This is a genomic window from Xanthomonas sontii, assembly GCF_040529055.1.
In the GTDB taxonomy this organism is placed as follows: domain Bacteria; phylum Pseudomonadota; class Gammaproteobacteria; order Xanthomonadales; family Xanthomonadaceae; genus Xanthomonas_A; species Xanthomonas_A sontii.
Genome location: NZ_CP132342.1, coordinates 2,615,824 through 2,635,068, shown reverse-complemented (window position 1 = coordinate 2,635,068; position 19,245 = coordinate 2,615,824). Strand labels below are relative to the sequence as shown.

The window sequence follows — 19,245 nt, the reverse complement described above, 5'->3', positions numbered from 1 at the left end:
TGCCGAACGCGCGTTCGCCAGAGGAAGGGGGAGCATGTCGAAGAAACGCCGGACACCCATCGCCGGCCCTGCGCGGCTTGCGCGGCTCGCCGCCCTGGCCGTGCTGGCCGTCGGGCTGCTCGCCGCGCTGCTGATCGCGCATGGCGTGCAGCAGCGCAACCGCGCGCAGGCGCAGGCGCGCTTCCAGCAACTGGCCTCGCACGTCGCCAACGATCTGCGACAACGCCTGGACATGTACGAGCACGGCCTGCGCGGCGCGCGCGGCGCGGTGATCGCGGCCGGTGGTGACCGCATCTCGCGCGAGCGCTTCGCCCGCTACAGCGCCTCGCGCGACTACCTGCGCGAGTTCCCGGGGGTGCGCGGCTTCGGCTACATCCAGCGGGTGCCGCGCGCCGACGAGGCTACGTTCCTGCAGCAGGCCCGCGCCGACGGCGCACCGTCGCTGCAGATCAGTGAGCTGGCGCCGCACGAGGGCGATCGCTTCGTCATCGTCTACATCCAGCCGACGCAGTCCAACACGCCGGCACAGGGCTTCGACATCGCCTCCGAACCGGCGCGACGCGACGCGGCGATCGCCGCCGCGCACTCGGGCAAGCCCACCATCACCGCGCCGATCCGCCTGGTGCAGCGGCCGGGGCTGGGCAAGAGCGGCTTTCTGCTGTTGTTGCCGGTGTATCGCGAAGGCCTGCCGCTGCAGACCCCGGAACAGCGCTGGCAGGCCACCACCGGTTGGGCGTACGCGCCACTGAGCATCGCCGAGGTACTGGCCTCCTCCGACGACCACCGCAGCGAACTGCATCTGAGCCTGGCCGACAGCCAGACCCCGGCGCAGCCGTTCTATCGCGACAACGCCGCACCGATCCTGGCCGGAGGCCCCACCGCCGAACGCACCCTGGCGGTCTATGGACGCCAGTGGCGCATCGGCGCACACGCCACGCCCGGCTTCATGCGCGCGCTCGACCAGACCTCGCCGCTGTTCGCCGGCGCCCTGGCCGCCGGCATCGCGCTGTTGCTGGCCACCCTGCTGTATGTGTTCCTGACCAGCCTGCGCCGCCGCGACCTGATCCTCAGCGAACAGAGCCAGCTGGCCGCCCTGGTCGCCGGCACCAGCGAGGCGATCGTCGCCGAAGACCTGAGCGGCCGCGTGACCCACTGGAATCCCGCGGCCACGCGCATCTTCGGCTACACCCCCGAGCAGGCCATCGGCCAGCCGCTGCAGCGGTTGCTGGGCGCGCACGTCCGCGATCCCATCGACAGCGGCGACGGCGTCCGCGAACTGCGCCACCGCGATGGTCACACCGTCAGCGTCCTGGCCAGCGTCTCGCCGATCGCCGGCACCCGCGGCGGCACCATCGGCCATTCGCACCTGCTGCACGACGTCACCGAACAGGTGCGCGCGCAGGCGCGGGTGCTGGAGCTCAACGCCACGCTGGAGCAGCAGGTGGCCGAGCGCACCAGCGAACTGGTGACCTATTCGGCGCTGCAGCGCGCGATCCTGGCCAATGCCGGCTATGCGATCGTCGCCACCGACCCGGACGGCGTCATCACCCTGTTCAATCCGGCCGCCGAACTGCTGCTCGGCTACGCCGCGCACGAGTTGATCGGGCGCAAGGCCACCGGCCTGTTCCTGGACCCAGAACAGCTGAGCGCACGCGCCGAGCGCATGGCCGCGCAATCCGGCATGCCGGTGCAGCCCTCGTTCGAGTCGGTGGCCGCGCTGTCCACGCTGGGACGCAGCGACACCCGCGAGTGGACCTACCTGAGCAAGGATGGCCACGCCTTCCCGGTGCTGCTCACCCTGAGCACGCTGCGCGACGACGACGACCGGGTGATCGGCTACCTCGGCATCGCGGTCGATCTGACCGAGCAGAAGCGCCGCGAGCGCGAGCTGCGCCTGGCGATCGACGCGGCCGAAAGCGCCAACCAGTCCAAGAGCGATTTCCTGGCCAACATGAGCCACGAGATCCGCACGCCGATGAACGCGATCCTGGGCATGCTGTACCTGCTGCGGCACAGCGCCCTGTCGCAGGCGGCGCAGGACATGATCCAGAAGATCGAGCTGTCAGCACGCAACCTTCTGGAGATCATCAACGACATCCTCGACTTCTCCAAGATCGAGTCCGGACGCATCGACCTGGAATCGGAGCCGTTCGATCTCAACGAGTTGCTGGAGAACATCGCCGCGCTGATGACCTCGGCGACCAGCGCCAAGCCGGTGGAGATGATCGTCGAGCCGCTGCCGCCGGGCTGCCGCTGGTTGCGCGGCGACGCGCTGCGCTTGAACCAGGTGCTGATCAACCTGGTGGGCAACGCCATCAAGTTCACCGAACAGGGCGAGGTGGCGCTGTCGGTGCGCGCCTTCCCCGGCGCCGAACCCGGCAAGCTCAAGCTGCTGTTCTCGGTGCGCGACACCGGCATCGGCATCCCGCGCGAGAAGCAGAGCCTGATCTTCTCGCCGTTCCTGCAGGCCGACACCTCCACCAGCCGCCGCTACGGCGGCAGCGGCCTGGGCCTGACCATCAGCCGGCGCCTGGTGGAGTTGATGGGCGGGCAACTGGAAGTGCAGAGCGCCCCCGGCCAGGGCAGCGATTTCTACTTCGTCATTCCGTTCGCGGTGGCGCCGGCACCGGCCGACGACGCCGAACCGGCGCAGGCGCGGCGGGTGCTGATCGCCGACGACCACGACCTGGTGCGGCGCAGCCTGACCGACATCGCCAACGGCTTCGGCTGGCAGGTGGAAGCGGTGTCCAGCGGCACCGCCGCGTTGGCCGCGGCCGCGCCGGAACGGGCCGAGTTCGACGTGATCCTGCTGGACTGGCGCATGCCCGACCTGGACGGGTTGAGCGTGGCCCAGCGCATCCGCGCGCAATCGGCGCCGGACCGGCAGCCCATCATCGTCATGGTCACCGCCTACGAGCGGCGCATGATCCAGGAGCAGCAGCCTGGCGTCGCCGACGTGGATGCGGTGATGACCAAGCCAGTCACCGCCTCGGCCCTGCAGCGCACCATCGCCATGCTGCTGGCGCGCCGCAACGGCGAGCTGCCCGCGGCAGCGCCCGGCGACGGCGTCGCACGCCTGGCCGGGGCCCGCTTGCTGGTGGTCGACGACAGCGACATCAACCGCGAGGTCGCGCAGCGCATCCTCGAAGGCGAAGGCGCGCTGGTCGAGCTGGCGCAGGACGGCGCCCAGGCGCTGCAGCGGCTACGCCGCGATCCCGGCCGCTTCCACGTCGTGCTGATGGACGTGCAGATGCCGACCATGGACGGCTACGAAGCCACCCGGCAACTGCGTGCCGATCCGGACCTGGCCGCCGTGCCGGTGATCGCCCTCACCGCCGGCGCCTATCGCCAGCAGCAGGAGATGGCGCTGTCCAGCGGCATGAACGGCTTCATCGCCAAACCGTTCCAGGTCGAGGACCTGATCGCGATCATCCGCCGGTTCCTGCCGCCGAACCTGACCGCGCTGCCGCTGCTGCCGCTGGCGGTGCCACCGCCGGTGCTGCCGGCGGACGACTGGCCGGTCAGCGACCCTGCGTTGCTCGATACCGTCCAGGCGCAGCGGCTCTGGGGCGAACGCGAGCCGTATCGGCGCTATCTGCTGAAGCTGTTGCAGGAACATCCCGACCCGGCGGCCAGCGTCCGCACCCTGCTGGAAGCGCAACGGCCGGCCGAGGCCGTGTCGCTGGCGCACAAGTTGCGCGGCTCCGCCGGATCGCTGGCCTTGCCGGCGTTGAGCATCGCCAGCGCCGCCCTCGAAGAACGCTTGAGCACGGCGCCGACGCAGGCCGATGCCGAGATCGCCGCGCTGGCCGCGGCGATGGCCGACACCGCGGCCGAAGTGCTGCGCTTCGCCGACGCCACCCAGGGTGCGGCGCCACCCGCGGCAGCGAACCTCGCCGCGGTCGATCCGGCGACGCTGCAGGCGTCCTGGTATCAGGTGCTGCAGGTGCTGGACAGCGACGATCCGGACCGCATCGACCGCACGCTGCGGCAACTGGCGCCGGTCCTGCCGGCGGCACAGGCCGCCGAACTGCAACTGTTGCTGGAGAATTTTTCCTTCCGCGAAGCCGAGGCTAAAGTCAGGCGATGGCTGGCCGATGATCAAACTCATAAGAGTGCGCCGCCCGCGCAGCAGCGCGTATCAGACGGGAACACGCCATGACCCAGCCTTGCATCCTCTGTGTCGATGACGAACCCAGCAACCTGGCGCTGATCCGCCAGCTCCTGCGCGAGGACTACGCGCTGGTGTTTGCCAAGAACGGCGCCGAAGCCCTGCGCGGGGTGGCCAAGCACCGCCCGGCGCTGATCCTGCTGGATGTCGACCTGCCCGACATCGACGGCTACACCCTCGCCCGCACCCTGAAGGAAGATGCGCGCAGCGCGGCGATCCCGATCATCTTCGTCACCGGCAAGGACAAGGACACCGACGAGAGCATCGGGTTCGACGCCGGCGGCGTGGACTACATCACCAAGCCCTACTCGCCGAGCATCCTGCGCGCGCGGGTGCGCACCCACCTGTCGCTGGTCAGCGCCACCAGCCTGGCCGACAGCCATCGCGACGCGATCCAGATGCTGGGCATGGCCGGCCACTACAGCGACTCGGACACCGGCACGCATATCTGGCGCATGGCCGCCTACGCCCGCGCGCTCGCGCTGGCCGCCGGCTGGTCGTGCGAGGACGCCGATCTGCTGGAACAGGCCGCGCCGATGCACGACACCGGCAAGATCGGCATCCCCGATGCGGTGCTGAAGAAGCCCGGGCCGCTGGACGCCGACGAGTGGCAGGTCATGAAGCGGCACCCGCGGATCGGCTACGACATCCTCAGCCGCAGCAGCGCGCCGCTGTTCCGGCTCGCCGCCGAGGTCTCCCTGTACCACCACGAGCACTGGGACGGCGGCGGTTACCCGGCCGGCGTTTCAGGCACGCAGATTCCCGAATCGGCACGGATCGTGGCGCTGGCCGACGTGTTCGATGCGCTCACCTCACCGCGCCCGTACAAGGACGCATGGCCGCTGGAGCAGGCGATGGCACTGTTCCGCGACAAGGCCGGCAGCCAGTTCGAGCCGCGTCTGGTCGAGTTGTTCGAAGCGATCCTGCCGCAGATCCTGCAGATCCAGGCGTACTGGAACGAGCGCGAGACCGAGGATGACCCGCCGCCACGCGGCAAGGCGCAGGCCGCGCTGGGGCATCACGGCAATTGATACAACCCCCTCTCCCCCCGGGAGAGGGGGTTGGGGTGAGGGGACGGCGCGAAGCGACGCGCAGAGATCGAGGACACGCGGCGTCGCCCGTCCCCTCACCCGCCCCTTCGGGGCCCCTTCTCCCGGATGGAGAAGCAACAGCGCGTTACGCTCCGCGACGTGCGTGCCCGGTCACGCCCATCGCGGCTGAAGCCGCTCCTGCAGAAAGGCACACGAGGCACCGCTTCTCAGCGCCGCTGCAGACGCCAGGCGCGGTGGATGCGCGGGTTGCGCTCGAAATCCACGTCGATGGTCTGCGCGCTGATCTCCTCGCACACCGCGAATTCGGCCAGCGCGTTCTCGTCCAGCTTGAAGCGGCGGAAATTGTTGGAGAAGTACAGCACGCCCTCGGGCATCAGCCGCGCCACCGCCGCGCGCAACAGCCGCACGTGCTCGCGCTGGATGTCGAAATCCTCGGCGCGCGCGGAATTGGAGAAGGTCGGCGGGTCGCAGAAGATCACGTCGTAGCGGTTCTTCTCCGCCTCCAGCCAGCTCAGCGCGTCGGCCTGCACCAGCCGGTGCTGGGCGCCGCCCTTGCCATTGAAGGCCAGGTTGTCGGCGCACCACTGCAGATAGGTGCCGGACAGGTCCACGCTGGTGGTGGAATCGGCGCCGGCCACCGCCGCCTGCACGCTGGCCACGCCGGTGTAGCAGAACAGGTTGAGGAAACGCTTGCCGCGCGCCTGCTGCGCCATCACCCCGCGCAGCGGGCGGTGGTCGAGGAACAGCCCGGTATCCAGGTAGTCGAACAGGTTCACCCGCAGCAGCGCGTCGTGCTCGCGCACCACCAGGAACTCGCCGCGCTGCTCGAAACGGCCGTACTTGCTGCCGCCCTTGCCGCGTTCGCGGGTCTTCAGCGCCACCTGCTCGGCCGGCACCGCGAACACCTCGCGCGCGGCCGCCAGCAGTTCGTTGCGGCGGCGGCGCACGTCCACGTCGGGAATGCTGTCCGGCGCCGCGTACTCCTGCACGTGCAGGAAGGTGCGTGCTTGACCGCCGTCCTCCTGGTACACGTCGATCGCCGCCGCGTACTCGGGCAGGTCGGCGTCGTAGGCGCGATAGCAGCCGATCCGCTCGCGCGCGCGCCAGGTCTTGAACTTGCGCAGGTTCTTGCGCAGGCGGTTGGCGACCATCTGCGCACCGTCGCTGAGCGCGCGCGGCTCCTCGCTGGCCCCCGCGCGCGGCGCGACCGCGATCGGGTCGCAGACGATCAACGGGCATTCCAGCGCGCCGTTGAACATCTGGTACTTCTTGGCCGCACGCAGCCCGGTGGCATAGGCCAGTTCGTCGCTGCCGCACAGCAGGCTGGCGCGCCACTGCGGCACCGCACGCTTGAGCGCATCGCCCAGGCGCCGGTACAGCGCCGCGTCGGCGGCCAGGCGCTCGTCGTAGGGGGGATTGCACACCACCGTGCCCAACGCCTGCGCCGGCGAGGGCAACGCCGCGACGTCGTGCGCGGCGAAGGCGATCGCCTCGACCACGCCGGCCGCCAGCGCGTTCTCGCGCGCCGCGCGCAGCGCATGCGGGTCGATGTCGCTGCCGTACAGCACCGGCCGCAACGCGGCGCGACCGGCCTGGGCGCGCTGCCGTGCCTCGGCCAGCAGCGAACGCCAGGACGCCACGTCGAACCCCAGCCAGCGACTCGGCGCGGCATCGGCATCGGCATCGGTGTCGCCGCGCTGCTGCGCCGCCAGTTCGCCGCGCAGCAGGCCCGGCGCGACATCGGCGGCCATCAGCGCGCCTTCGATCAGCAGTGTGCCGCTGCCGCACATCGGATCCAGCAGCCCGCCACCCTGCGCATACAGGGCCGGCCACTGCCCGCGCAGCAGCACCGCCGCGGCCAGGTTCTCCTTCAGCGGCGCCTCGTTCTGCGCCTGGCGCCAGCCGCGCCGGTGCAGCGAGCCGCCGCCCAGGTCCACCGACAGCGTCGCGCGGCCCTTGCGCAGCGACAGGTTCAGGCGCAGGTCCGGGTGCTCCACGTCCACCGACGGCCGCTCCAGGCCCTCGCCGCGCAGCGTGTCCACCACCGCATCCTTGACCCGCTGCGCCGCGAAGCGCGCATGGGTGATGCCGGTGCCGGACACATGCGCATCCACCGCGAGGGTGTGCTGCGGCGCCAGATGGCTGCGCCACGGCAGCGCGGCCACGCCGGCGTACAGTGCCGCCTCGTCGGGGCAGTCGAAGGACTGCAACGGCCACAGCACCCGGCTGGCCAGGCGCGACCACAGCACCGCGCGCTGCGCGTCCTGCAGGCTGCCTTCGGCATTGACCCCGGCGACGGTGGCGGTGGCCTGCGCCACGCCAAGCGCGAGCAGTTCATCGACGAGCAGGTATTCCAGGCCCTTGGCGCAGGAGACAAAGAATTTCACGGAAGGCGGACCAGGACGGACGGGAGGGAGGCACGGCGGGCGCCGCGCGCGTGGCGCATCGCAGCGCCGGATCCGGCGTTACCGCGGCCGCGGCCGCGGATCGAGGGATGGGCACGCGCACGCACCGCACCGGAACGGCGCGCAGAATACCACAGGGTCCGTGCGCCCCTGCCTGCTGCGCGGTGCCCTGGCGCAGGGTGCGCCGCGGCCGTCACTGGCCTCGTGTGACGGGCACAGCGACGTCGCCCGCCGGCGTTCGCTTCGCGACCACCCCGCGCCGTGGCAGATGAAGCTGGCGCTGCAGACGCGCCCTCCTGACGCCTTGGTGCGCGACGCATCGCGCAATGCGAGACCACGAATCCGGCGCCGGGCATGCCCGGCGGCAGACCCCGTCGACGGCAGCGTACGCCGCTCACCACGGCGTCAGCCGCCACGCCTCGGGATCGGCCTGCAAGCGCTGCTGCAGGCGCAGCGTGTCCAGGAACTCCGCATCGTGCGAGACCACCAGCAGCGCGCCGGGGTACTGCAGCAGCACCGCGCGCAACGCGTCGCGGGCTTCGCGGTCCAGGTGGTTGTCCGGCTCGTCCAGCAACAGCAGTTCGGCCGGCGGCGTGCGGTAGAAGGCGCAGGCCAGCGCAGTCTTCAGCCGCTCGCCGCCGCTGAGCTGGCCGCAGGGCACGCCGATGCGCTGCGCATCCAGGCCGAGCAAGGCCAGCCGCGTGCGCAGGTCGGCGAGTGCGATGCCGGGCGTGGCGGCCTGCACCTGCGCCAGCGCGGTGGCAGCCGGGTCCAGCGCCGCCAACGACTGGTCCAGGTAGGCGCTGGCGGCGCGCACCCGGCAACTGCCGGACAACGCCGCCACCTGCCCGGCCAGCACCCGCAGCAGGGTCGACTTGCCGCTGCCGTTGGCCCCAACCACGCCGATGCGTGCGCCGCCCTGCACCACCAGGTCCAGCGGCTGCCGCGTCGCCGGCGCGAACGGCAGCCGCAGCGCGTGCAGCTCGACCAGGCGCCGGGTGGCCGCATCGGCCGGCGGCGGCGCGAACAGCGCCACCGGCGCGTCGGGCTGCACCTGGCGCGCGGCCTCGGCGATGCGCTCCAGGCTGCGCGCCTGCGTGGCCTGATGATCGCGCACCCGCTTGCCGGCACTGTCCTGGCTGCGCTGCTTCTGCCGGCCGAGCAGGATCGGCGCCTGGTTGGCCGTGCCGGCCTGCTGCCGCCCGCGCGCATTGCGCCGCTGCTGTCGATCGTGCTGCGCCTGCCAGGCAGCGTTGTCGCGCGCGTGCTGCAGCTTGTGCTGCGCCAGTTCGGCCTGCGCGGCCTCGCGCTCGCGCGCCCGGCACTGCAGGTAGAACGCGTAGTCGCCGCCGTAGTCGCGCAGCCCGCCTGGCGACAGTTCCAGCGTGCGCTGCATGTCCTGCAGCAGCAGCGCATCGTGGCTGATCACCAGCAGGCCGCCCGGCCAGCGCTGCAGCGCCTCGCGCAGGCGCTGCCGCTGCGCCGCGTCCAGGTGCAGGGTCGGCTCGTCCAGGATCAGCGCATCGGCCTCGGCCAGCCAGGCGCCGATCAGCGCCACCCGCATCGCCTCGCCGCCGCTGAGCGTGGCCGCCAGGCGGTGCGGCTCCAGCGCGCCGAGGTCGTGCGCGTGCAGTTGCGCCTGCAGGCGCTGGGCGATGTCCCAGCGCTCGCCGAGCGCATCGAAATCCGCCACGTCGGCACTGCCCGCCTCGATCCGTGCCAGCGCCCGCAACGCCGCGCCCACGCCGGCCAGGTCGGCGACGGTGGCGTGCGGCGCCGGCGCGATCTGCTGCGGCACGTAATGCAGGCGGCCGTGGCGCACGCAGCGCCCGGCGCTGGGCGTCAGTTCGCCGGCGAGCAGGCGCGCGAACACGCTCTTGCCGACGCCGTTGCGGCCGACCAGGCCGGTGCGGCGCGTATCGAGCGCGAAGTGCAGATCGGAGAACAGGATCCTGCCGTCGGGCAGAACATGGGTCGCGCTGTCCAGCGCAAGCAGCGGATGCGTCATGGGAACCTCCATGGATGCCGGTCGTGCCCGCCGATCGCTCGGCAGGTGGGACGAAGGCCGTCGCGAAGACGGCAGCATCAATGGCGCATCGGCGTGGATCCTCGATCGGAGTGGACGCGGGACGATGCTAACGCAACGCGGCCGCGACGGGCGCGGCGCGCTGGCTCAGGCCGCGGACAGGAACGCCGGGTGGTAGACCACCTCGGCCATCGGCGGCAGGCGCTCGCCGAAGGCCAGCGCCTGGAAGGCCTCCACCGGCGCACCCGGCAGCGTCAGCCCGGGTTCCGGATGGAAGCCGAAGCGCGCGTAGTAGCCCGGGTCGCCCAGCACCACGCAGCCGGCCGCACCCAGCGCCTGCAACTGCGCCAGCGCCTCGCGCACCAGCCGCGTGCCCAGGCCCTGGCGCTGGTGGCCCGGCCCCACCGACAGCGGTCCCAGCCCGTACCAGCCGCGGCTGCCATCGGACAGGCTCACTGGCGACACCGCGACGTGGCCGACGATGTAGCCCTCGTGCTCGATCACCAGCGACAGGGTCAGCGCGCCGTCCGAGCGCAGCCGTTCGATGATGTCCTGCTCGTCGTGGCGGCTGTGCGCGACGCGGAAGAAGGCGACCAGGGTCAGCGCCTCGATCGCCGCCGCGTCGGCCGGCCGCTCGGCGCGCAACAGCATGTCGTCGGCTGCGCTCACAGGCGCTCCAGCAGCTCGGCGAAGGCCTGCGCCGAGGTCGCCACGTGCTCGCCCAGGCGGTGCGTGTCGTCGACCAGCAGCAGCCGCGCGGCACGCGCCTGCGCCCAGGCGATCACTTCACTGGCGGGAATCAGTTCGTCGCGCCAGGCATGCACCACCGAGGTCGGCACCGGTGCCGCATCCAGCGCCGGCATGTGCCCCATCCGCGTCGGCGGCACCATCAGGAACAGGCCGCGCACCGGCACGTGCAGCGACACCTGCGCGGCGATGTAGGCGCCGAGGCTGGAACCGGCCAGCACCAGCGGCCCGCGCTGCGCCGCCGCCTGCGCCAGCTCCAGCAGGCGCTGCAGGCGGGTCGGCACGTCGCCCAGCGGGCTGATGTCGCGGCGCGCATCCAGGTCGGTGTAGTCCGGGCGCGAATGGCTCCAGCCCAGGCGTTCCGCCACCTCGGCCAATGCGGTCACCTTGATCGCGTCCGGCCCGCTCTCGAAACCGTGCGAAAGGATGCAGTGACCGCGGCTCACAGCGCCACCACCGCATCGCCCAGCCGCAGCGTGCCGCCCTGCACGATGCGCGCGCACAGGCCGCCGTGGCCGCGCATGGCGTTGTAGCCGCCCGGCCCCAGCGCCTGCTCCATGCGCGAGCACGGATCGCACGGCGCGATGCCTTCCAGTTCGACCTCGCCGATGCGGAAGCGGCGCCCCTTCAGGGCGATCAGCGGAATGCCCGACACCACCACGTTGCGCCGCAGGGTCGCCGGCGCCACCGCCGCATGGCCGGCCAGCGCCGCGATCGCCTGCAGGTGTTCGGCCTGGATCAGGGTCACGCCGCGCTTGCCGTTGCGGCCGACGTAGCGGTCGCCGTGCAGGCCGCCATCGGTCTGCGCCTCAGCGGCGTCGACCTCGTGCATCGGCACGTCGCGCGCCGGGCGCAGGCCGATCCATTCCACGCGTCCGGCGCGCGGCAGTGTGGCCAGCAGGGTCGCCAGCGGGCTTTCGGAATTCAGGGTCATCGGCGAATGCTAGCATCCGCGCATGCCGCCCACCTCGCCGTTGCCGATCCACGATGCGCCCCTGCCCTACGTCGGCCTGCTGCAGGAGCGCGCGCCGGACAGCATCACGCTGGCGGTGATCCACTGCACCGAGTTGCCGGACCTGGCCAGCGCGCGCCTGTACGGCGAGCGTGTGCTGTATCCGTCGGGCACCGGCAACAGCGGCCACTTCTACATCGACCGCGACGGCAGCGTGCATCGCTACGTGCCCGCGGAGCGCATCGCGCACCACGTGCGCGGCTACAACCCGCAGTCGCTCGGCATCGAACTGGTCAACCGCGGACGCTATCCGCTGTGGCTGGATTCGCGCCACCAGGCGATGTGCGAGGACTACCCGCCGGCGCAAGTGCAGGCGCTGATCCGGCTGCTGCAGCAGTTGCGCGCGGAACTGCCGCAGCTGCACCACATCGCCGGACACGAGGCGCTGGACCGCAGCCTGGAACCGGCCAGCGACGATCCGACGCGGCAGGTGCAGCGCAAGCTGGATCCGGGCCCGCGCTTTCCCTGGCCGCAGGTGCTGGAGGCGGTGACGCTGGCGCCGTATGCGCCGCCTGTGTGACCGCCTTGGAGGCGGCGGATTGGAACGGCTGATTCGGGCCGCGATGGAGTCTCAGACAGGGTCGCATTCGCAGGCTCCCGCAGGAGCGGCTTCAGCCGCGCCCCGGCTTCACCGGGAACGGCCCGGTCGCGGCTGAAGCCGCTCCTGCGCGATTTTCCACGCGCGCTCAGTGCGCGCCGACGTAGTTCTTCTCGCCGGCGGTCACCGCCACGTCCAGGCGATTGCCGACCGGCGCAAGCGGGCACACCACGTGCGGGGTGAACGCGCATGGCGGGTTCTGCGCCAGGTTGAAATCCAGCACGATGCGGTCGCCCTGCGGCGCCGGCACGAACAGATAACGGGCGCCGCCATAGCTCTCGCGGCCGCTGGTGCGGTCGGAGAACGGCAGGAACAGGCGCTGGCTGGCGCCGTCGCGCAGGATCTGCAGCTTGTAGCGCCGCCCCCGCAGCACGAACTCAGCGCTACCGACCAGGGCCAGCGGCTGCGGCGTGCCGATCGAGGTCAGCAGCACCATCGCCCGCGGCGCCGGTACCGGATACCAGTCGGCCACCACCCGCCACTGCGGATCGATCGGGAAGTAGTCGATGCCGCGGAAGCGCGCGCGCGCCGGCGCCTGCGGATCGCGGAAGCGCCAGCCGAACAGGTTGCCGGTGCGCACCACGTAGAACTCCTGCGCCCCCAGCGCAAGGCGGGTCTGGGTGTCGTGCGCCGCGTCGGTCTCCAGGCGGCCACCGGCGAACGGCTGGCCGTTCACCTGCACCGCCGCGTCCGCCGCGGGCTGGAACTGCACGCCCTCCTGCGGATCCACCTGCAGCATGCCCAGATGCGCCGGGCCGGCCGGCAACTGCACATCGTTGTCGGGTGCGCTGCCGACCCGGTGCAGGCCACTGTGCAGACGCCCGGAGCCGGTGAAACTCAACCAGCCCGACGGCGCGCGCAATGTCGCCAGGCGCTGCGCACGATTGCGCTCCACCGCCTCACGATAATGTGTGGCAGATTGCGCGCGTGGCGAGGCGTCGGCGCCATCGGCCGACGCGCGGCGGTCGCCGCAGGCGGCCAGGCCCAGCAGCATCGCCAGCCCGCAGGCCTCACGCCAGCGCATGGTGCCGCCCCTGTCGCGTGCCATCGTGCATGCGTTCCGTGTGGACCGGCGCCGGCCCTAGCCGATGGCGCGCGGCCGTGCCGGATCGGCGATCCAGCCGCTCCAGGAGCCGGCATACACGCGCGCGCCGTGCAGGCCGGCATGCTCCAGCGCCAGCAGCAGATGGCAGGCGGTGACGCCCGATCCGCACATCAACACCACCTCGCGCGGATCGCGTCCCTGCAGCAGCGGCTGCAGTTCCGCGCGCAGTTCCTGCGCCGGACGCAGGCGGCCATCGCGCAGGTTCTGCGCCAGCGGCCGGTTGAGCGCGCCGGGCACGTGCCCGGGCAGCGGGTCGATCGGCTCCACCTCGCCACGGAAGCGTTCGCCAGGGCGCGCATCCAGCAACCAGCCCGGCGCCTCGTGCAGACGCGCGGCGACCTCCTCGGCGGAGACGATGCGCGCCGCATCGAACGCCTGCGGATACGGCGGCAGCGGCGACGGCGCGGAGGCCGCGTCGGTTTCCGGCAGGCCCAGCCGGCGCCATTCGGCCAGGCCGCCGTCGAGCACGGCGACCCGACGATGGCCGAGCAGGCCCAGCATCCACCACAGGCGGGCAGCGGCCATGCTGCCGTCGCCTGCGTCGTACACCACCACCTGGTGCTGCGGGCCGATGCCCCACTGCCCCAGGGTGCGCGCGAAGGCCGCGTCGTCCGGCAACGGGTGCCGGCCCAGGCCGGGACGGCCGAGATCGGACAGATCCGCGTTCAGATCGGCGTAGACCGCGCCGGGCAGGTGCGATTGCGCATAGGCCTCGCGCGCGGCCGCCGCCGCAGCGGGATCGAGCAGCGCCGCCGGCACGAACCGCGCATCGACCAGGCGCAGCGCGGGATCGTCGAGCGCGGCGGCGAGCGTCGGCGCCTCGACCAGGGTGTGCCATGCGGGGGACGTTGCGGTCATGCGGCTTGCTCCAGTCGGCGGCGCAGGTTGAGCAGGATCGCCGCGGTCGCGCCCCAGATCCGCTGGCCGGGCCAGCCGTACTCCAGCACGACGCGCGGGCGTCCGCGGTAATCGGTCTCGATACTGCGCAGGTTGTCCGGCGCCATCAGATAGGCCAGCGGCACCTCGAACACCTCCGCCACCTCGCCCGGATGCGGCTGCGGCACGAAGCGCGGATCGATCGCCGCGACCACCGGCATCACCCGGAAGCCGCTGATGGTGACGAACGGATCCAGGTAGCCCAATGGCTCGGCCTGCGACCCCGCCAGTGCGATCTCCTCCTCGCTCTCGCGCAGCGCCGCGGCCACCGCATCGGCGTCGCTGGCCTCGATGCGGCCGCCGGGAAAACTGACCTGGCCGCCGTGGTGACGCAGGCTGTCGGTGCGCCGGGTCAACAGCACATGGGTGCCGTCGGCGCGCGGCACCAGGCCGGCCAGCACCGCCGCTTCCACCGGCGCGCCGTCCGGCAGCAGATCCTGCAGTTCGTGGTGGTTCCAGCCCGGCCCCGCCGGCGGCTGCTGCAGCGGGTGCAGTGCGCGCAGCAGGTGCGCGCGTTCGGCCAGGCGCTGCCCCGGCGACGGCGACCAGCCGCGGCCCGGCAGCACCTCGTCCATGTAGCGGCGGCGTTCGGCGTCGCTCATGCCGCGCCAGCGTGCGATCTCGTCGCCGCTGCGCAGGCAGCCGGCGCAATAACCCTGCGCATCGAGACGGCAGAGACCGATGCAGGGCGTGAGCAGGGCATGCGGAACGGGATCCATCGGATTCGACACCTTGCCAGCCTAGCGCGATTCGTCGGCGCCGTCGTTGCCTGCCAAAAAAAATTGCGCCGGCATCGCTGCCGGCGCAATCGTCGTGCACTGGAACGGCGTGCTTACTTGACGCTGACCAGCTTGATCTCGAACTGCACCGCCACGTTCGGCGGGAACGGCGTACGCGGGTCGGCACCGTAGGCCTTGTCCGGCGGCAGGGTCACTTCCCACTTGGAGCCGGCCGGCATCTGCAGCAGCGTGTCGCGCATGGCCTGCATCTCGACTTCGCTGACCTTGATCGCCGGGATCTGCTGCGCCGGACGCGCCTGCGCCGGACGCTGACCGAACGGGTACGGACCGGCCACTTCCAGCTGCACGGTGCTGGCCTGGGTCGGCTTGGCACCCTTGCCGGCCTCGATCACGCGGTACTGCACGCCGCTGGGCAGCACCTGCACGCCAGGCTTGGCCTTGTTCTGGGCCATGAACTGGTCGCTCTTGGTCTTGTTCTCGGCAGCGGCCTTCTCGTAGTCGGCCTTGGCCTGCTGGGCGCGGGCCTGCTCGCGCTTCTGGAACGCTTCCACCGCCGGCTTCAGCTGGTCGGCGCTGACCGCCGGCTGCTTCTTGGCGTAGGCGTCCTGCAAGCCTTTCACCACCGCATTGATATCGAGCTGCTCGCCGCGGCCGGTGAGTTCGGCAAGGTTGTTGCCGTAGTCGTAGCCGAAGTAATAGCTCAGCTTGCCCTTCTCGGACGAGGTGTCCTGGGCGAACGCATTGCCGCTCAGGGCGAGGGCCGCGACAGCGACCGCAATAGAACGCAACTTCATCAAACAATTCTCCAGGGTGGTGGCACAGGGCGGCCCGTGCCGCCTGAGATGACGCGTTAGGATAGCCGCCGCGGCGCGTAACCGCTACCGACGACGCTGCTCTGACTGGTGCGGCCCGCCCAGAGTTCCCATTACCTTTTTTTAACAACCAGGAATGCACATGTCCGGCACGCCGGTCCTCGCCGATACTCAGGGTGCGATCCGCATCCTCACCGTGAATCGAGCCGACAAGCTCAACGCCTTGAATCGCCAGGTTTTGCAGGCGCTGGATGCGGCCTTCGCCGCGGCCGCGGACGACCCGCAGATCCGCGTGGTGGTGCTGACCGGCGCCGGCGAGAAAGCCTTCGTGGCTGGCGCCGACATCGCCGAGATGAACGAACTGACACCGGTGCAGGGCCGCGATTTCTCGCAACTGGGCCAACGCCTGATGCGCCGGATCGAGCGCATGCCCAAGCCGGTGCTGGCGATGGTCAACGGTTTCGCCCTCGGCGGCGGGCTGGAACTGGCGATGGCCTGCCACCTGCGCGTGGCCGCCGAAGGCGCGCGCCTGGGCCAGCCGGAGATCAATCTCGGGCTGATCCCCGGCTTCGGCGGCACCCAGCGCCTGCTTCGGCTGGTCGGCCGCGCCGCGGCGCTGGAACTGTGCCTGCTCGGCGCGCCGATCGACGCGGCGCGCGCACTGCAATTGGGCCTGGTCAACCGCGTGGTCGCCGCCGGCGAACTGCAGGCGACCGCGCTGAAATTGGCGCAGCAACTGGCCGACGCCGCGCCACTGGCGCTGCGCGGCATCCTCGACGCGATCCAGATCGGTGGCGAAAGCGCGATCGAACAGGGACTGGAATACGAGACCGCGCAGTTCGGCCTGCTGTTCTCCAGCGAGGACATGCGCGAAGGCACCCGCGCCTTCCTGGAGCGGCGCCCGCCGCAGTTCCGCAACCGCTGAGCCCGCACACGATGTCGCACGCCCCCGCTCCCGCCACGCCGCTGCAGTTGCTGCGCTGGATCCTGGACGACGATCTGGATGCCGCGATCGACGGCGGCCTGATGGACTACCGCGGCACCGATCCGGAGGACGATCGCCTGGATCCGGCGCATCCGCAGTTGCGCGCGCAGGTGCTGGCCGCGCAGCAGCGCCTGCGCGATGCGTGGGACGCACGTGCGCGCTACCGGGCGCGCAGCGCGCGCCTGGAGCGACATGCCCATGCGCGCCAGGCGCGACGTGCGGCAGCGACACCGATCGCCTCGACGTCGACAACGGCCACACCGAGTGCGCCAGCCCTGCCTGCGGCCGCCGCGGCGATCCTGGCCCGCGCCAAGGCCAAGGCCGCGCAGCGAGGCGGCCAATGAGCGCGACCGCGAGCACGGGCGCAAGCGCGCCTGCACGGCGTGGACGCCTGCTGAGCAAGGACGAGATCCACGAGCTGTTCTCGCGCCTGTCCGAACTCAACCCCAGCCCGACCACCGAGCTGGAATACGACAGCCCGTTCGAACTGCTGATCGCGGTGATCCTCTCGGCGCAGGCCACCGACGTCGGCGTCAACAAGGCCACGCGGCGCCTGTATCCGGTGGCGAACACGCCGGCCGCGATCCTGGCGCTGGGCGAGGACGGCCTGAAGCGCTACATCTCCACCATCGGCCTGTTCAACGCCAAGGCCAAGAACGTCATCGCCACCTGCCGCATCCTGGTCGAGCAGCACGGCGGCGAGGTGCCGCGCTCGCGCGCCGCGCTGGAAGCGCTGCCCGGGGTCGGCCGCAAGACCGCCAACGTGGTGCTCAACACCGCCTTCGGCGAACCGACCATGGCGGTGGACACGCACATCTTCCGCGTCGCCAACCGCACCGGGCTGGCCCCGGGCAAGGACGTGCGCGCAGTCGAAGATTCGCTGCTCAAGCGGGTGCCGCCGCAGTTCCTGCACGACGCGCACCACTGGCTGATCCTGCACGGCCGCTACGTGTGCAAGGCGCGCAAGCCCGACTGTCCGCAGTGCGCGATCCGCGACCTGTGCCGGTACAAGGACAAGACGCCGGGTTGAGCAGCCTGTCGCAACGCAGGCTGGTACACCATCAGGATGTCGGCTTCGGCAACTTGCGCGGCGCATGTCGTCCGCCGCTGCGCCCGTCGCGGTTGAAACCGCTTCTACAGTTCTCCACGAGAGGCCACCTGGCCGCTGTAGCAGCGACTATCGTCCACGGTCGTCGACGCGAACCGTGAAAGGCGCCCCGGCCGGCGCCCCATCGCGCGCCTCGGCGATCGCGCCGCAAAAAAAGAAAGGCGGCGCAATGCGCCGCCTTTCGTCCCACGTGCGGGAATCTCCGCGAATCAGAACGACAGGTCGCCCCAGACGCCGAATTCCTTGGTTTCCACGTCGGTCTTCTTGCTGGCGTTGTCCTGGTGCGTGTACTTGTACACGGTGGCCAGCTTCAGGTTCTTCAGCACCGGGAACTCGACGCCGACGTTCCAGTACTTGTCGGCCAGGGTCGGGTCGATGGTCTTGCTCAGATCGGTCTTGTCGTAGCGGGCGAAGGCGTTGATGCCGCCGTCGGTCAGCGCCACGCTGCCCCACACCGACCAGCCGCTGGACTTGTCGGTGGCCGGGGTCAGCACGTTGTTGAGATTCTTGGCCTGGAAGTACTCGCCGCCCAGACGGAAGTTGGAATCGGCGTAGGCGACCATCGCATCGGCGCGGGTGTAGTCGTGCTGCGCGTCGAGGATGTCGGTTTCCTTGCCCAGCTTGCCCGAGTAGGCGCCGACGGCGATGGCCAGGTTCTGCATCGGCATGTAGGCGACGCGGCCTTCCACGTCCATGCCCTTGCCGCGGGTCGGGTTCTTGTAGCCGGCACCGTTGACCACCGACATCGCGTAGTTGACCTGCGAGCCCAGGTCGCCGAAGGCGTGCAGGCCCCAGTCGGAGGAGTTGGCGTACTTCAGGCGGTCGGTCAGGGTGTTCTCGACGTAGCGGTAGCCGTAGAACTTCTCGACGAACGGCACCCACGGCATGTCGGCGGCACCGATGCGCAGGGCGAAGGCGTCGTCGAACTTGCCCTGCACGTAGGCCTTCTTGACGAACAGCTGGGTGTTGGACAGCGCCGAGCTGTACTGGAAGTCGGTGGTCAGGTTGGCCGACCAGATCTCGTTGAAGCTGTGGTCGACGGTCAGGTAGAAGCGCTTGACGTCCAGACCGGTGCCGCTGGCGGCGGTCTTGGCGCCGCCGCTGGTGCGGTCGATGTTGGTCAGGTCGAAGAACATGCGGCCGCCGATCTTGTTGTCGTTGACCAGCTTGGCGAGCTTGTCGACCTTGGCGGCGCTGGCCTGCGCCGTTTCGGTCGCCTGGGCCTGCACGACATTCACTTCCGACTGCGCGTCGGACTGCGCCTGCAGGGCTTCCGACTGCGCCTGCAACTGCTGGACCTGGGTCTGCAGCGCTTCGATCTGGGCCTGCAGCTGCTGCAGCTGGGCAGCGCTGACGGCGGGCGGGTTGCTGCTGGCCTTGGCCTTCGCCGCGAACGCCTGCGGCGCCGACGCGAGGCCGAGGCTGGCGAGGATCGCCGTGGCGAGAAGATGGGAACGCATTAGAATCTCTCCGATGGGTGGTGGCAGGGTGGTATGGGTGCGGTGCGGCCCCAGTGCGATGGCCCGACCATTTGTAAAGATTCCGTCA

The 19,245-nt window shown here is 70.9% G+C and carries 16 protein-coding genes; 6 read left to right on the top strand and 10 right to left on the bottom strand.

Annotation, left to right across the window (positions count from 1 at the left end; genetic code table 11):
• Positions 1-34: 34 nt before the first annotated feature.
• On the top strand, positions 35-4,162 hold the full coding sequence (locus RAB70_RS11075) for a CHASE domain-containing protein (protein ID WP_225851563.1): 4,128 nt from the start codon (positions 35-37) through the stop codon (positions 4,160-4,162).
• Positions 4,159-5,202, top strand: coding sequence for a two-component system response regulator (locus tag RAB70_RS11070; RefSeq protein WP_148828077.1), 1,044 nt, complete (start codon positions 4,159-4,161; stop codon positions 5,200-5,202). Before RAB70_RS11075 ends, RAB70_RS11070 begins: the two co-directional genes overlap by 4 nt.
• A 227-nt stretch (positions 5,203-5,429) precedes the next feature.
• Here RAB70_RS11070 and rlmKL read toward each other — a convergent pair whose 3' ends face one another.
• From rlmKL to RAB70_RS11045, 5 genes are all read right to left on the bottom strand, one after another.
• Positions 5,430-7,610, bottom strand: coding sequence for a bifunctional 23S rRNA (guanine(2069)-N(7))-methyltransferase RlmK/23S rRNA (guanine(2445)-N(2))-methyltransferase RlmL (rlmKL, locus tag RAB70_RS11065; protein ID WP_148828076.1), 2,181 nt, complete (start codon positions 7,608-7,610; stop codon positions 5,430-5,432).
• A 412-nt stretch (positions 7,611-8,022) separates the two neighbouring features.
• Positions 8,023-9,636 (bottom strand): ABC-F family ATP-binding cassette domain-containing protein, encoded by a 1,614-nt coding sequence (locus RAB70_RS11060; protein ID WP_148828075.1) that lies wholly within the window; start codon positions 9,634-9,636, stop codon positions 8,023-8,025.
• A 165-nt stretch (positions 9,637-9,801) separates the two neighbouring features.
• Positions 9,802-10,305 carry a GNAT family N-acetyltransferase gene (locus RAB70_RS11055; RefSeq protein ID WP_192578914.1) on the bottom strand — a complete coding sequence of 168 codons (504 nt, stop codon included), beginning with the start codon at positions 10,303-10,305 and terminating at the stop codon, positions 9,802-9,804.
• Positions 10,306-10,319: 14 nt separating this feature from the next.
• Positions 10,320-10,847 (bottom strand): alpha/beta fold hydrolase, encoded by a 528-nt coding sequence (locus RAB70_RS11050; RefSeq protein ID WP_017916756.1) that lies wholly within the window; start codon positions 10,845-10,847, stop codon positions 10,320-10,322.
• Positions 10,844-11,335, bottom strand: coding sequence for an MOSC domain-containing protein (locus RAB70_RS11045; protein WP_148828073.1), 492 nt, complete (start codon positions 11,333-11,335; stop codon positions 10,844-10,846). Before RAB70_RS11045 ends, RAB70_RS11050 begins: the two co-directional genes overlap by 4 nt.
• 22 nt (positions 11,336-11,357) lie before the next feature.
• Here RAB70_RS11045 and RAB70_RS11040 point away from each other — a divergent pair, with 22 nt between their 5' ends.
• Entirely contained in the window at positions 11,358-11,933 is a 576-nt protein-coding gene (locus RAB70_RS11040; RefSeq protein ID WP_148828072.1) for an N-acetylmuramoyl-L-alanine amidase, read from the top strand.
• Positions 11,934-12,099: 166 nt separating this feature from the next.
• Here RAB70_RS11040 and RAB70_RS11035 read toward each other — a convergent pair whose 3' ends face one another.
• The 4 genes from RAB70_RS11035 to RAB70_RS11020 form a co-directional block, all read right to left on the bottom strand.
• Positions 12,100-13,035 (bottom strand): DUF1684 domain-containing protein, encoded by a 936-nt coding sequence (locus tag RAB70_RS11035; protein ID WP_170268144.1) that lies wholly within the window; start codon positions 13,033-13,035, stop codon positions 12,100-12,102.
• A 57-nt stretch (positions 13,036-13,092) separates the two neighbouring features.
• Positions 13,093-13,974 carry a sulfurtransferase gene (locus tag RAB70_RS11030; protein WP_148828071.1) on the bottom strand — a complete coding sequence of 294 codons (882 nt, stop codon included), beginning with the start codon at positions 13,972-13,974 and terminating at the stop codon, positions 13,093-13,095.
• Positions 13,971-14,771: a DUF1289 domain-containing protein gene (locus RAB70_RS11025; RefSeq protein ID WP_148830393.1), complete on the bottom strand. Its 801-nt coding sequence runs from the start codon at positions 14,769-14,771 to the stop codon at positions 13,971-13,973. Before RAB70_RS11025 ends, RAB70_RS11030 begins: the two co-directional genes overlap by 4 nt.
• 113 nt (positions 14,772-14,884) lie before the next feature.
• A complete protein-coding gene (locus tag RAB70_RS11020; protein WP_017908716.1) occupies positions 14,885-15,586 on the bottom strand; it encodes an FKBP-type peptidyl-prolyl cis-trans isomerase in 702 nt (233 codons plus the stop codon).
• Between the two features lie 160 nt (positions 15,587-15,746).
• On the opposite strand from RAB70_RS11020, the gene RAB70_RS11015 reads away from it, so the two are divergent.
• From RAB70_RS11015 to nth, 3 genes are read left to right on the top strand one after another with little or no spacing between them, the layout of a single operon-like run.
• Complete coding sequence (locus tag RAB70_RS11015; protein WP_148828069.1) at positions 15,747-16,529, top strand: enoyl-CoA hydratase/isomerase family protein; 783 nt, start codon at positions 15,747-15,749, stop codon at positions 16,527-16,529.
• Between the two features lie 11 nt (positions 16,530-16,540).
• Entirely contained in the window at positions 16,541-16,933 is a 393-nt protein-coding gene (locus RAB70_RS11010) for a hypothetical protein (protein WP_148828068.1), read from the top strand.
• Positions 16,930-17,619: an endonuclease III gene (gene nth, locus RAB70_RS11005; protein WP_148828067.1), complete on the top strand. Its 690-nt coding sequence runs from the start codon at positions 16,930-16,932 to the stop codon at positions 17,617-17,619. The genes RAB70_RS11010 and nth overlap by 4 nt, the downstream gene beginning before the upstream one ends.
• A 287-nt stretch (positions 17,620-17,906) precedes the next feature.
• Here the strand turns inward: nth and RAB70_RS11000 are convergent, their stop codons facing one another.
• Positions 17,907-19,157 (bottom strand): porin, encoded by a 1,251-nt coding sequence (locus RAB70_RS11000; protein ID WP_017910158.1) that lies wholly within the window; start codon positions 19,155-19,157, stop codon positions 17,907-17,909.
• Positions 19,158-19,245 lie beyond the last annotated feature (88 nt).